This is a genomic window from Streptomyces rectiviolaceus, assembly GCF_039533825.1.
In the GTDB taxonomy this organism is placed as follows: domain Bacteria; phylum Actinomycetota; class Actinomycetes; order Streptomycetales; family Streptomycetaceae; genus Streptomyces; species Streptomyces rectiviolaceus.
In genome coordinates this window covers 1-13,195 of sequence record NZ_BAAAUG010000104.1, presented here as the reverse complement: position 1 = coordinate 13,195, position 13,195 = coordinate 1, and the positions used below count along the sequence as shown (strand labels likewise).

Here is a 13,195-nt window from a genome sequence, read left to right as displayed (position 1 = left end):
GGTGACCTCGTTCGGATCATGGGTGTGTTCCGGTAGGGCATCTTCTCGCCAATTCTCCATGCGTACGCACAACCCCCCACATAACCTGACTTGGGCGCGCACGACTCCGGGCATCTTGCCGTCGGACCGGGCCCCCACCCGATCCGAGCGCCCCCCTATCACACTGCGCCCGGACCATGAATGTAGCGCACGGCGGTGACAGCCGTACTAATCCGTCAGTCCAGACTCATCATGATGAGTGCATCTGTGGCCGGAACCCACCCGCCCGCTGGTCTGTGCAGCCATCCCTCGGCCGCCGAGAGCTCGGCCGCCGCCGCGCGCAGAGCGTCGACACCGGGGTGCACGAGCCCCTTTCTCCACACCAATGACACAGGTGACAGCGGTACGGGGTCGATCAGGGGCCGCAGGATCGACTGGGGCATGGCCGGAAAGTCCACTGCGACGAGCACGGGGTTGCGATTCTTGGCCATGATCCGCCCGAACTCCTCGGGGCCCACGGCCAGGGGTGCGGGCGCCGCCACCTCGATCCCGCGTCCCTCGAAAAGGCGATGCGCCAGGTCGGTCCACTCCAGCGTCCGGGGGTTTCCCGCCCCCGCGTACACGCTCTCCCCGGCGAGCGCCCCGAGCGGCACCGCGTCCAGCTCCGCCAAGGGGTGGCCGAGCGGCAGCAGCACCGCCATCGGCTCGTACCGCACGGGCTGCTGCGCGAGCCGCGACCGCAGCGCCGGTTCAAGCCCGGCGTACCGCCCGAAGGAGACGTCGAGCCGCCCGGCAAGGATCTCGGCGGCGGCCCCGGTGAGTCCGCTCTCGAAGCGGGCCATCAGCTCGCAGTCCGGGGCGAGTTCGCGGGCCCGCTCCAGGATGCGCCCGCAGATGAGCCCCGGGCTGTTCAGGTCCACGAGCAGCGGGCGGGCCGCACCGCCGGGGCCCGTGCCGCGCGCGAACGCGGCCGCCAGGTCGTCCTGCGCCTCGAGCACCCGCCGCGCGTACGGCAGCAGCCGCTCGCCCTCGGCCGTCGGCGTGACCTGCCGTGTCGTCCGCACGAACAGCTCGGCGCCCAACTCCCGCTCCAGGCGCCGCACATCACGGCTGAGCGCCTGCTGGGCGACGTACATCCTGGCGGCGGCCCGCGTGAAGTGCAGCTCTTCGGAGACGGCCACGAAGGCGCGCAGGAGGCGGGGCTCCAGGTCGCGGGGCAGGGCTCCCTCGGGACCACGATGTATGCGGGGTTCTGCTGTCACCCCGGGAACTTACAACGAGAGTGCGTGAGTCGGGCCCCAGAAGGTGTTGGACCCCACACCGCCGCCCCGGTGAGGGTGATCCCATGCCGCCCGCCGAACTCATGCCGTCCGCCGAGCCCCAGGCGCCCCGACGCCGCAACCCCTACGCCCGCCTCTTCGAGATACCCGGAGCCACCGCCTTCACCATCGGCAACCTCATCGCCCGCCTTCCCATGGGGATGTTCAGCGTGAGCGCCGTCATCATGATCGCCGGGGCCCGTGGTTCGTACGCGCTCGCCGGCGCGGTCACCGCGACGGGCCTCGCGGCGACCGCCGTCGTGGCGCCCTGGACGGCACGCCTCGTGGACCGGCACGGCCAGGCGCGGATCGCCGTCCCCGCCACCGCTGTCGCCGCGCTCGGCTCTCTCTCGCTGCTCCTGTGCGTGCACTACGGAGCGCCCGACTGGACCCTGTTCGCCTCGTACGCCGCGACGGCCACGACCCCCAACACCGGCGGCATGTCCCGCGCCCGCTGGGCCCACCTCCTGAAGGGCGACGACCGGGCCGTGCACACCGCCAACTCCTTCGAACAGGCCGCGGACGAGCTGTGCTTCATGCTCGGCCCCGTCCTCGCCGCCTTCCTGTGCGGGGCGCTCTTCCCGGAGGCGGGCACCCTCATCGGAGTCGTGCTGCTCCTGACCGGCGTCCTGGTCTTCGCCGCCCAGCGCTCGACGGAACCGCCGCCCCGGGAACGTACGGCCACGAAGGAGAAGTCGCCCCTCCACGCGCGCGGGATGCCCACGCTGATCGCCGCCTTCCTCGCCACCGGCGCCGTGTTCGGCTCGATGGAGGTCGTGACGATCGCCTACGCCGACGCGCAAGGGCACAAGGCAGCCGCGGGGGCCATCCTCGCGCTCCAGGCCGCCGGTTCCTGCGCGGCGGGCCTCCTCTACGGCACGCTCAAGCCGAGCGGGCCCCTGCGCCGCCGCCACATCCTGTGCGTCACCGCGATGGCGGCCCTGATGACGCTGCCGCTCCTGGCCGCCGCGCTCACCGGCTCTCTCCTTGTGCTCGCCGGGGCTCTCCTTGTCGCCGGAATGGCGACGGCGCCGACGATGGTCACCGGCATGACCCTGATCCAACAGCGCACCCCCGAGGGCCGGTTGAACGAGGGCATGACCCTCGCCGTCACCGGTCTCCTCGGGGGCATCGCGTGCGGCGCCGCGGCCGGCGGCTGGGTGGTGGAGCACCTCGGCGGCGCCCGGGGCTACGCGGTCCCGGTCGCCGCCGCGTGCTGCGCCCTGCTGCTCAGCATCGCGCAGGCTTGCGCCACGAGCACTCCAGGTCCCCGCCCGGCTCGGCCCCGCGCTGCGAACGCGGCTTGACCAGCACGGCCTTGTCCTCGGTCGACTTGGCGAGCGTCACGACGATCGCGTCCTCCAGGGCCTTCACCGAGGAGGGCAGGTAGTTGTTCAGGATGATGCTGAACACCAGCTCACGCCCGCCCGCGTCCTTCACGTACCCCGAAAGAGCGGACGCCCCGGTCAACGACCCCGTCTTCGCCCGTACGTTGAGGGCCGCGGGAGTCCCGCACATCCGCGTGCGCAGCGTGCCGCCGACGAACTTGTCCGGGTCGCAGGCCACCGGAAGGGACTTGTACCAGTCGGCGTACCAGGGCTCGCCCTTGGCGGCCAGGAGCAACTTGATCAGCTGGTCGGCGGGGGCGTTGTTCTTGCGCGAGAGCCCGGAGCCGTCGACGTGGCGCAGCTTGCCGGGATCGACGCCGGCGGTCTTCAAGTAGGAGCTGATGGATGCGATCCCGTCCGGCCAGCTTCCGGCCCGCCCCGTCGCTTCGTGCCCCATCGCCTTCGTGAGGTTCTCCGCGTGCATGTTGTTGGAGAGCTTCATGAAGGGGATCATCAGCTCCTTCAGCGGCATGGAGTCGTGCGACGCGAGCTGCCGCGCGCCCTTGGGGGTCGCGAGTCCGGCCTTGGTCGGCCCGCTCACCCGCACCCCGTGCGCCTTCAAGGCGTCCCGGAAGATCGCCGCCGCGTATCCGGTCGGCTCCCAGACGGTGATCCACTCCTTGGTGGCGCCGCCCCCTACAGGGACGGTCCCGGTCACCGTGATGGTGTTGGTGCCATGCTCCCGCTCGATGGTGAGCGTGTCCTCGCCGCCCGCGGGGACGGTCTTGGCGCTGTTGTCGACCTCTACGTAGTCCGTCTTCGGGGTGACCGTCACCTTCGGCCTGTCCCCGGCCTTCGCGCCGGGCGTGGCCTCGACGATGACCGTCCCGGTGTCGTAGTCGGTGTCAGGGGCGACGCTCAGCGCGGAGATCTGGGCGGCGTAGTACGCGAATTCGTCGTCCCCGGCCCAGGTGTCGCCGATGCGCTTGTCGTCGAAGCGGGTGTCGTCGGCGACCAGGCGCCCCGAGACCTTCCGGACGCCCGATTCGGCGATCTTCGCGGCGAGTTGGTCGTAGTCCTTGGCCAGCGTCGTCGGGTCTCCAGTGCCGCGCAGATAGAGATCGCCGGAGAGGACGGTGCCGTGCTGCTTGCCGTCGGTGAGCACATCGGTGGTGAAGCGGTGGTCGGGGCCGAGCCGCTCCATGGCCGCCGTCGATGTGAGCAGCTTGGTGTTGGAGGCGGGCATCAGGCGCCCGCTGGGCAGGTGCTGGTAGAGCACGTCACCGGACGCTGCGTCGGCGACGACGACGCTCGCCGCACCGCCCTCCATGCGGGGATCGCCGAGGATGGTGTCGATGGCTTCGGGCAGGCCGCTGCGGTCGGAGTCCGCCCCGGCCGGCGAGCTGACGGAGAGGGTGGCCGCCGCGACACCGAGCACGGCGGGCCAGATCCAGTGGCGCATACGGGCGTTGACGCGTCTCACGGGTCTACTCATGACCCAGGAGCATCCCTGACTCCGGCGCCCCGCGACAGACCCCACTCCGGCCACGTACGCCACCGGGCGGATCGCCCGCCTGTGGTGCCGCGGGGCGCGCAGTCAGTCCGCTGCCGCTGGGCGCCATCAGCCCGGTGCGTCGGGCGCGCGGCGGCAGCGGGGCAGCAGGGCGGCAAGGAGCAGGAGGGCGGGTGCGGGGTCGGCGGGCGTCATGCCGTCGCGTCGGCAGACCAAGGCGTCGGGATCACCGGGGGGTTGCCGGAGGCTATAGCCGTCGGGGCAGTTGGGGCCGGTGTCTCCCGTCTCGCCCTTGGGGCCCCGCTCGCCGCGCGGTCCTGCGGGCCCCGTGGGACCTTCGGGGCCCGAGGCGCCGCCCGCGCCGTCGGAGCCACGGGAGCCGTCGGATCCGTCGGCACCTGGTGGTCCCGCCGCTCCGGACGGTCCTTCCGGGCCCTGGTCGCCGTTCGCACCGTCCGAGCCCGCGGGCCCCGTCGGGCCCGCATCGCCGGACGCTCCCGGCTCCCCCGGCTCTCCCGCATCGCCCTGGTCCCCGTCCCGGCCGCCAAACCCCGGCGTCCCCTTCTCGCCCTGCTTCCCGTCCTCCCCCTGGGTGCCCGGGGCCCCTGGCGCCCGCTCCCGGGACAGGAGGTCGTCGACGGCGTCGGAGGGGTCCGGCGCCGCTGGGGTGTCCCCGTGGGAGCGGACCTGCGCGCGCAGGGTACGTACGTCTCTGGCCAGGGTGGACACGGCCTCGCCGCGCCGGTCCGCCTCGGTGGCGAGCCCGTCGGCACGGCGGTCACCGGCGTCGATGCGGGCCCAGAGGAGCGCCGCGGCACCGCAGAGCGCGACCAGCACACAGATGAGGAACACACTGCGCCAACGGCGGGCCAGGAGACGCTCGAGCTGGATCACGGAGTGCCTCCGAGCCGTTGATTGTCGATGAGCAGCCGGGCGATCTCGCTCTGGTCATGGATGTGCAGAGCGTTTAACTCGGCGAGTTTCGTGTCGCGTTCGGCGACCTGGCGCTCCAGCCGGTCACGCTCGGTCTGCAGCTTCTCCGTGAGGCTGGAGTAACCGGTGAGCGCGTTCTCACCGCGCTTGCCCAGATAGGCCGCCACTGCCGCGCCCAGAACCCCGAGGCTGGCGAGAAGGGAACCTATGAGAGTGACGGTGGCATCCAAGCGACTGCCTCCTGCACTTACGTACTCGGCCGGGCCGCTGTTCCGCCCGGCCGTCGGGAACCTTGTACTCGGATGCAGTAACGAGTCACATGCCGAGAGGATGTGCCCCCACGGTTCCGTGCCCCACGCACGGAAAAAGCCCCCTGGCCGCTGGCCAGGAGGCTTTAACCTCACATGGGAATTGTGGAGATGGCGGGAATCGAACCCGCGTCCAACGGTGCAGAAGGAGGGCTTCTCCGAGCGCAGTTCGCTACGCTTTTCTCGGCCCCGGAGATCTCGCGAACATGTCTCCGACGGGCCCAGTCACTGTTTGATTTCCCATCGAACCCCGTGACCGGGCTCGATGGTTTAGTTCCCTAGATTATGCCAGGGTCCGGGTCGGGAACACCCCCGGGCTGACACCCATTAAGGGTCCTTCACTCACTGCTTATTAGGCAGCGAGGGCGAAGGACTGGGAATCGCTCTTGGAATTGGCGATTATTGGTTGCGACATATGGTTTACGAGATCATTGCCGCTTCCTCGGCTCGCTTCCCCTGCTTCGACATCCGCTGTCGAAACCGATCATCCCCATGTTGTTTTTTCAAAACGCGCACCCGCTGTGAGGTGCAGTGCCCATCGTACTTGACCAACGCACGACGGGGCCAGCCAATTCCCGCGCGGCCCGCCAGGACCCACGCAGACCCACTCAGACCCACGCCGCCCCATGCAGACCCGTGGGTCAGGCGCTGCGCTGACGCCGCTTGGCCGCCTCGACCGCGCGGTTCGTCTCGCGCAGATCCTGCTTCTCCTTGAGCGTCTGGCGCTTGTCGTACTCCTTCTTGCCCTTGGCGAGCGCGATCTCGACCTTGACCCGGCTGTCCTGGAAGTACAGGGCCAGGGGCACGATCGTGTGACCCGTCTCCTGCGACTTGGACTCCAGCTTGTCGATCTCCGCGCGGTGCAGCAGGAGCTTGCGCTTCCGCGTGGCGGAGTGGTTGGTCCAGGTGCCCTGTACGTACTCAGGGACGTGGATGTTGTGCAGCCAGGCCTCGCCGCCGTCGATGTGCACGAAGCCGTCCACCAGGGAGGCCCTGCCCATCCGCAGCGACTTGACCTCGGTGCCCATCAGGACGAGGCCGCACTCGTACGTGTCGATGATGTGGTAGTCGTGTCGCGCCTTCTTGTTCTGCGCGATCATCTTCCGGGTGGGTGCCTTCTCAGCGGCCTTCGCCGCCTTGCGCTTTACCTTTTCCTTAGCCATAGTCAGGCCATTTTCGCACTACGAGGGGGGTCCGAGGCCAGTCAATACTGTCTCGGCCCTCGTCTCGGCGCCGTCCTCGACCTCCAGGTCCGGCATGATGCCCCGCCCGTCGACCGCCTGCCCCGAAGGAGTGCGGTAATGCCCGACCGTCAGCTCGGCGACCGAACCGTCGGGCAGCCGGCTCGGCATCTGGACCGAGCCCTTGCCGAAGGTCCGTGAGCCCACCACGACCGCGCGGCCGCGGTCCTGCAGGGCTCCGGTGAGCAGCTCGGCCGCGCTCATCGTGCCGCCGTCGACCAGCGCGACCACGGGTCTGTCGGTGTCGCCGCCGCGCTCGGCGTGCAGGGCCTTCTGCCGGCCGCGTACGTCGTACGTCGCCACCAGGCCTCCGTCGACGAGCCCCGACGCGGCGGTGACCGCCTCCGTCACCAGGCCCCCGGAGTTGCCGCGCAGGTCGAGCAGGATCCCGGCGCCCTCGGGGGCGTCGCGCACCGCGTCGCGTACGCGCTCGCCCGAACCCTTGGTGAAGGACTCGACCTTGATCATGACGGCGCCGCCCGCGAGCTGCGTGACGGCGACGGAGTCCGTGGAGAGGCGGGCCCGGTGCAGCGTCTCGCTCCACGCGCGCGTGCCCCGCTCCAGGCCGAGCTCGACCGGGGTGCCCGCGCGGGCACCGCGCAGCAGGGACACGACCTCGGTGACGGGGAGCCCCGCCACGCGCTTGCCGTCGATGCTCCTGAGCTGATCGCCCTCCCGGATGCCGGCCTGCCCCGCGGGGCCGCCGCGCTGGACCCGGGACACCTCGATGTGCCCGTCGGCCGCGCGCCTGGCCCAGAGGCCGACGCCGGTGTACGCGCCGTCGAGGGCCTGCTCGAACTCCTGGTACTCCCCGGGTGAGTACACCGACCCCCAGCGGTCACCGCTGCGGCTGACGGCGTCCTCCGCGGCCTTCTTGCCGGACTTGCCGTCGGCCATCGCCTCGGTCGCGGCATCGGCCGCCTCGTCGGCGGTGTCACCGGACGAGGCGACGGAACGGGTGGACGGAGCAGGCGACTTCCGGCCCTCACCGGTCTCCTCGCTCCAGGATCCGGTGGCCGCACCGGTGGCGAGCACGCTCGCGAACACCAACGTCAGGGTCGCCCCGCGGCGGATACGGCGGGGCCGGGAGAGCCGGTCGCAGAACCGGTCGGGGCCTGACATGCCGGTGAGTCTAGGACAACGAAGGGCGCCGTACGGTCGGTTGAACCGTACAGCGCCCTCGGTACGTCTCAGGCCTCAAGGCCCGCGCCCCGCTCCACGAGGCACAGGCCTGCCGCTCGTCAGATCAGGTTGTACTGAGCGGCACTGCTGAGGTTGGTCGCGTACATCCCCCACATGCCCTTGGCGAACAGCTTGTTCGCGCCGCCGCCCAGCGGGTGCCGCTGCCACGCGGTCTTCGGCCCCTTGGCGCGCACGTCCAGGTAGAGCCTGCCGCCGCTCTTCTTCTTCAGCGTGAAGGTGATGACCTTGCCGGCGCCCTCCAGGTGACCGGGGAGGGACTTCAGACGGAAGTACGTCTTGCCCACCTTCGTCACACGCACCGGATTGCAGCGGCCGCCGCCCTTGAGGCAGATCTTCTGCCCCTTCTTGACCGTCTTCGGCATACCCGGAATCGGGAAGACCGAGTTCATGATCCGGTTCATCTTGCGGAACGACACCTGGGCGGTCGCGGTGCGCCGGGAGACGAAGTACTCGTAGTGATAGCCGTATTGGCCGCCACGCGCAGCCCGCGCCTGCGCTCCCCGCTCGGCCGCCGGCTGCGCGGGCCGCTGCTCGGCCGCCACCTCGGCGGCGCGCACGGACTGCCCGGTCTCCGCGACCGCGGCCTGTGCGGGCACCCCCGAGGCCAGCACGGCGGCGGACAGCACCGCGCCGAGCACCGCCGCCCGGACTCCCCGCGCCCCGTTGGCCGTGCGGCCACCTTCAAAACGTCGTATACGCACGACGGAACCCTCCCGTTTTCCTTGTCAATAAGCCCTGGTCAAAGGCAAATTGATCTTGGTCCAGGAGGGGTCATCGCGTCAAACCGGGTCAGACCTTCAGGTACTTGCGCAGGGCGAAGAAGCCGGCGAAGGCGGGCATGAGGAAGCTGACCGTCAACACCAGCGGCAACTTGCCAAGGACCGCGTCCCAGCCGATGAAGTTGACCATGTCGATCTTGCCGACGAGCCAGTTGTTGATGAGGAAGTACTTGCCTGCGACCAGCAGCACACAGGCGAAACCGCCGCCGATCAGACCGGCGATGGCGGCCTCCATGACGAAGGGCACCTGAATGTAGAAGCTGGACGCCCCGACCAGGCGCATGATGCCGGTCTCGCGGCGCCGGCTGAAGGCCGAGACGCGCACCGTGTTGACGATCAGCATCAGGGCGACGACCAGCATGAGCCCCATGACGCCGAGCGCCGCGTACCGCATGCCGTTGAGCAGGTTGAAGAGGTTGTCCAGGACGCTGCGTTGGTCCGTCACGCTCTGCACGCCGGGCCGCCCGCTGAACGCGGTGTTGACCACCTGGTACTTCTCCGGGTTCTTGAGCTTGACCCGGAACGACTCCTGCATCTGGTCCGGCGTGAGGGAGCTGGACAGCGGGGAGTCGCCGAACTGCTCCTTGTAGTGCTTGTACGCCTGGTCGGCCGTCTCGTACAGGACCGTGTCGACGACGGGCATCTTCTTCAGATCCGTGCGGATCTGTTCCTTCTGCTCGTTCGTGACGGCGCCCTTGGTGCATCCGGGGTCCTGCTCCGCGTCCCCCTTGTTGCACAGGAAAATCGAGACGTTGACCTTGTCGTACCAGAAGCCCTTCATCGTGCTCACCTGGTCGCTCATGAGGAGCGAGGCCCCGAAGAGTGCGAGTGAGAGCGCTACGGAGACGATGACCGCGAAGGTCATCGTGAGATTGCGGCGGAGACCGACGCCGATCTCCGACAGGACGAACTGGGCGCGCATGGCTCCCTTTCAGTGGATCAGTGCAGTGGATCAGTACGGGTCTTCAGTGCTGGTAGCCGTAGACGCCGCGCGACTGGTCGCGGACGAGACGGCCCTTCTCCAGCTCAATGACCCGCTTGCGCATCTGGTCCACGATCTGCTGGTCGTGGGTAGCCATGACGACGGTCGTGCCGGTCCGGTTGATCCGGTCGAGCAGCTTCATGATGCCGACCGAGGTCTGCGGGTCGAGGTTGCCGGTCGGCTCGTCGGCGATCAGGAGCTTCGGGCGGTTGACGAAGGCTCGCGCGATCGCCACTCGCTGCTGCTCACCACCGGAGAGTTCACCGGGCATCCGGTCCTCCTTGCCGCCGAGACCGACGAGGTCGAGGACCTGGGGCACGGACTTGCGGATCTCGCCGCGGGACTTGCCGATGACTTCCTGCGCGAAGGCGACGTTCTCGCCGACGGTCTTGTTCGGAAGGAGACGGAAGTCCTGGAAGACGGTGCCCAACTGGCGCCGCATGTGCGGCACCTTGAAGTTGGAGAGGCGGGCGAGGTCCTTGCCGAGGACGTGCACCTGGCCGTGGCTGGTGCGCTCTTCGCGCAGGACGAGACGCAGGAAGGTGGACTTTCCGGAGCCGGAGGAGCCCACCAGGAAGACGAACTCGCCCTTCTCGATCTCCAGAGAGACATCCCGGAGGGCGGGCCGGGTCTGCTTGGGGTAGGCCTTGGAGACGTTGTCGAATCGGATCACGGATGCACCACGGGTCGCCGGGGGTAGGTGAGCGTGACCATACGCGAAGCCGGTACGCGAGCGCAGTCAGCGTCCTGAGTTGCGCGAATTGTCGCGGATATACCACGGAACGTAACAGTCTGAAACCGGCGAGGACGGGCGGGCCGCGCCGAAATTCGTGGAAGCTGGCACAGTGGTAGGGGGAACGGTTGGGTTCCCTCCAGCGTTGGGCAGGCTGTAACTGTGCGGGAGGAGAAGCGCATGACCCATGACAGGTTGGTGTGCGCGAACTGCGCGGGGCCCGTGAGTGAGGGCCGCTGCCCCGTATGCCGGGCCAGCCGCGAGCGCATGCAGCAGGAGGGACCGTTCGGCGGTCTCAGCCCCGCGGCCCTGATAGGGGTGCTCGTCGTGCTGATCGCGGCGGTGGCCCTGCTGGCGCACCAGACCGCTTAGAGCGCCCAGGGCACGCGCCAGGACACCAGAAAGCGCAGAAGCGCGCCAGGGACACCAGAAGGGCCCGGAGCTGGCTGCTCCGGGCCCTTCTGTCATGTCATGCGCCGCATACGCTCTCGTACGCGATGCCCTTGCCCTTTATCAGGCAGCGGCGCCGCGGTTACCGACGAAGCGCGGCAGGATGCGGAAGCCGATACCGCCGGCGATCATCGTCGCGGCGCCGATCAGCAGGAACGTGGTCTCGGCGGCACCCGTCTCGGCGAGCTCGCCCTTGTCGGCCTTGTCACCCTGCTCGACCGGGGTGGAACCCGTGTCGGTCAGGCTGTCCTTGCCCTTGCCCTGCTCGACGGGGTTGGAGCCGCCGTCGGGGTCGTTGTCGTTGCCACCGGTGCCGCTGCCGTTACCGGGGTCGCTCGGGTCCTCGGTGGGCGTACCCGGGTCCGAGGGGTCCGTCGGGTCCTCGGTGGGCTCCGTCGGGTCCTCGGTCGGCTCCGTGGGCTCCTCGGTGGGCTCGGTCGGCTCCTCCGTGGGCTCGGTGGGCTCCTCGGTCGGCTCCGTGGGCTCCTCGGTGGGCTCCGTCGGAATCGCCGTGGGCTCGGTGGGCCCGTCGGTGGGCTCGTCGTCGTCCTCACCCAGACCGACGTCGACACCGATGCCGTTCTCGTCGGCGCTGGCGCTGGCGCCCACACCGCCGCCGAGGTCGACGCCGACATCAAGGGCCGAGGCGGCACCGGCGGCGGTCAGCGAAGCGCCGGCGGCGATCACCGCGCCGGCCGCTATTCGCGCTACGCGGATCCGCGTCTTCTTGGTCATCTGGCTGCTACCCCCAGTAGCTGAATCGTCAGTGAGGCAGCGCCCGGGACTGCGTTTCGTCAGGAGCGCTGAATCCGCCCCCACAGATCACACGCGCCCCAGAGATACGCATGCCGCTCGCTAGCCTTTCCAGTTTCCCCAGACACGTCAAGGTCGTTGCGCGTGCGATGTCTGAAATAGCAGCAGTTGACCGGCCTACGGAGATGTGACTGTGACGTAAAAGGCAACTGCCGCCTCATGGGCGGCAGTTGCCTTGTCGATAAAGCGGCGCTTACTTCTCCTGCTGCTTGCGCCAGCGAATTCCGGCTTCGAGGAAACCGTCGATCTCACCGTTGAACACGGACTCGGGGTTGCCCACTTCGAACTCCGTGCGCAGGTCCTTGACCATTTGGTACGGGTGCAGGACGTACGAACGCATCTGGTTGCCCCAGGAGTTGCCGCCGTCTCCCTTGAGGGCGTTCATCTTCGCCTGCTCCTCCTGGCGGCGGCGCTCGAGGAGCTTGGCCTGGAGGACGTTCATCGCGCTCGCCTTGTTCTGGATCTGCGAGCGCTCGTTCTGACAGGAGACGACGATGCCGGTCGGCAGGTGCGTCAGGCGGACCGCGGAGTCGGTCGTGTTCACGCCCTGGCCGCCGGGGCCCGATGAGCGGTACACGTCGATGCGGAGCTCGGACTCGTCGATCTCGATGTGGTCGGTCTTCTCGACGACCGGAAGGATCTCGACGCCCGCGAAGGAGGTCTGGCGGCGCCCCTGGTTGTCGAAGGGCGAGATACGGACGAGACGGTGCGTGCCCTGCTCGACCGAGAGCGTCCCGTAGGCGTACGGGACCTGGACGGCGAAGGTGGTCGACTTGATGCCGGCCTCTTCCGCGTACGACGTCTCGTAGAGCTCCGTCTTGTAGCCGTGGCGCTCGGCCCAGCGCAGGTACATGCGCTGGAGCTTCTCGGCGAAGTCGGAGGCGTCCACGCCGCCGGCCTCCGCGCGGATGGTGACGAGCGCCTCACGGGCGTCGTACTCACCGGAGAGGAGGGTGCGGACCTCGAGCTCGTCCAGCGCCTTCTTGACGGCCGTGAGCTCGGTCTCGGCCTCGGCGCGGGTGTCCGAGTCGTCCTCCTCCTCGGCCATCTCGAAGAGCACGCTGAGATCGTCGATACGCCCGCGCAGGGCCTCGGCCTTCCGCACCTCTGCCTGGAGGTGACTCAGCTTGCTGGTGATCTTCTGTGCCGCTTCCGGGTCGTCCCACAGGGACGGCGCGGCCGCCTGCTCCTCGAGCACGGCGATGTCTGCCCTCAGCTTGTCGAGGTCCAGGACGGCCTCGATCGACTCCATGGTCGAGGAGAGGGACTTGAGCTCTTCGGATACATCGACGACTGCCACGGGTCCAGCCTAACGGCTGAGCGCAAGGGGTCTTTCCCCACGGCTGCGGGGCCATGGTCACCGCCCGGCCCGCGGCGCCCCCACCGCTGGGGCAGGGGCCGGGTCGCAGGGTTATGGCGTCGTAGGGGAGGAGTTCTTTGTGTCCTGGGGGGTTGCGTCCGCGTCGTCACCGCTTGTGGCTGCCCAGGTGCCGATGCCTGCCGCCGCCACCAGAACCGCTCCCGCCACGCCGAGCGTGATCCTGCGGCGGCGGGCCGACGCGCGGTGGCGGGCCGAGCCGGGGCGGGCCGCTCCGGAAGCGCGGGGGGCGCGGG

General features: G+C 69.3%; 13 protein-coding genes, 1 other RNA gene and 1 pseudogene. 2 read left to right on the top strand and 13 right to left on the bottom strand.

Going from position 1 to position 13,195, the window contains the following annotated elements:
* Positions 1-215 precede the first annotated feature (215 nt).
* Positions 216-1,241, bottom strand: a complete 1,026-nt coding sequence (locus tag ABD378_RS27480; RefSeq protein WP_386544907.1) for a LysR family transcriptional regulator — start codon at positions 1,239-1,241, stop codon at positions 216-218.
* Positions 1,242-1,324: 83 nt separating this feature from the next.
* Here ABD378_RS27480 and ABD378_RS27475 point away from each other — a divergent pair, with 83 nt between their 5' ends.
* Positions 1,325-2,605 carry an MFS transporter gene (locus tag ABD378_RS27475; RefSeq protein WP_344524863.1) on the top strand — a complete coding sequence of 427 codons (1,281 nt, stop codon included), beginning with the start codon at positions 1,325-1,327 and terminating at the stop codon, positions 2,603-2,605.
* On the opposite strand, the gene dacB is transcribed toward ABD378_RS27475, so the two are convergent.
* The 9 genes from dacB to ftsE all read right to left on the bottom strand — a co-directional run bounded on the left by dacB (position 2,529) and on the right by ftsE (position 10,258).
* A complete protein-coding gene (dacB, locus tag ABD378_RS27470) occupies positions 2,529-4,121 on the bottom strand; it encodes a D-alanyl-D-alanine carboxypeptidase/D-alanyl-D-alanine endopeptidase (protein WP_344524861.1) in 1,593 nt (530 codons plus the stop codon). The two genes, ABD378_RS27475 and dacB, sit on opposite strands and share 77 nt — an antisense overlap.
* A 126-nt stretch (positions 4,122-4,247) precedes the next feature.
* Positions 4,248-5,033: a collagen-like domain-containing protein gene (locus ABD378_RS27465; RefSeq protein WP_344524859.1), complete on the bottom strand. Its 786-nt coding sequence runs from the start codon at positions 5,031-5,033 to the stop codon at positions 4,248-4,250.
* Positions 5,030-5,302 carry a hypothetical protein gene (locus tag ABD378_RS27460; protein ID WP_344524858.1) on the bottom strand — a complete coding sequence of 91 codons (273 nt, stop codon included), beginning with the start codon at positions 5,300-5,302 and terminating at the stop codon, positions 5,030-5,032. Before ABD378_RS27460 ends, ABD378_RS27465 begins: the two co-directional genes overlap by 4 nt.
* 181 nt (positions 5,303-5,483) lie before the next feature.
* Positions 5,484-5,872: a transfer-messenger RNA gene (ssrA, locus tag ABD378_RS27455) on the bottom strand.
* A gap of 149 nt (positions 5,873-6,021) precedes the next feature.
* Positions 6,022-6,543: an SsrA-binding protein SmpB gene (gene smpB, locus ABD378_RS27450; protein WP_344524857.1), complete on the bottom strand. Its 522-nt coding sequence runs from the start codon at positions 6,541-6,543 to the stop codon at positions 6,022-6,024.
* An 18-nt stretch (positions 6,544-6,561) separates the two neighbouring features.
* Positions 6,562-7,743: a S41 family peptidase gene (locus tag ABD378_RS27445; RefSeq protein ID WP_344524855.1), complete on the bottom strand. Its 1,182-nt coding sequence runs from the start codon at positions 7,741-7,743 to the stop codon at positions 6,562-6,564.
* Positions 7,744-7,862: 119 nt separating this feature from the next.
* Entirely contained in the window at positions 7,863-8,525 is a 663-nt protein-coding gene (locus ABD378_RS27440; RefSeq protein WP_344524853.1) for a hypothetical protein, read from the bottom strand.
* A gap of 88 nt (positions 8,526-8,613) precedes the next feature.
* A complete protein-coding gene (gene ftsX / locus ABD378_RS27435) occupies positions 8,614-9,525 on the bottom strand; it encodes a permease-like cell division protein FtsX (protein ID WP_344524851.1) in 912 nt (303 codons plus the stop codon).
* Positions 9,526-9,568: 43 nt separating this feature from the next.
* Complete coding sequence (ftsE, locus tag ABD378_RS27430) at positions 9,569-10,258, bottom strand: cell division ATP-binding protein FtsE (RefSeq protein WP_030788113.1); 690 nt, start codon at positions 10,256-10,258, stop codon at positions 9,569-9,571.
* A gap of 240 nt (positions 10,259-10,498) precedes the next feature.
* On the opposite strand from ftsE, the gene ABD378_RS27425 reads away from it, so the two are divergent.
* Positions 10,499-10,690 carry a hypothetical protein gene (locus tag ABD378_RS27425; protein ID WP_344524848.1) on the top strand — a complete coding sequence of 64 codons (192 nt, stop codon included), beginning with the start codon at positions 10,499-10,501 and terminating at the stop codon, positions 10,688-10,690.
* 141 nt (positions 10,691-10,831) lie between these two features.
* On the opposite strand, the gene ABD378_RS27420 is transcribed toward ABD378_RS27425, so the two are convergent.
* The 3 genes and pseudogenes from ABD378_RS27420 to ABD378_RS27410 all read right to left on the bottom strand — a co-directional run.
* Entirely contained in the window at positions 10,832-11,503 is a 672-nt protein-coding gene (locus ABD378_RS27420; protein ID WP_344524846.1) for an LPXTG cell wall anchor domain-containing protein, read from the bottom strand.
* Positions 11,504-11,774: 271 nt separating this feature from the next.
* Positions 11,775-12,881 carry a peptide chain release factor 2 gene (gene prfB, locus ABD378_RS27415; RefSeq protein ID WP_344524844.1) on the bottom strand — a complete coding sequence of 369 codons (1,107 nt, stop codon included), beginning with the start codon at positions 12,879-12,881 and terminating at the stop codon, positions 11,775-11,777.
* A 111-nt stretch (positions 12,882-12,992) separates the two neighbouring features.
* Positions 12,993-13,195: pseudogene (locus tag ABD378_RS27410) on the bottom strand (serine/threonine protein kinase); the annotation flags it as partial.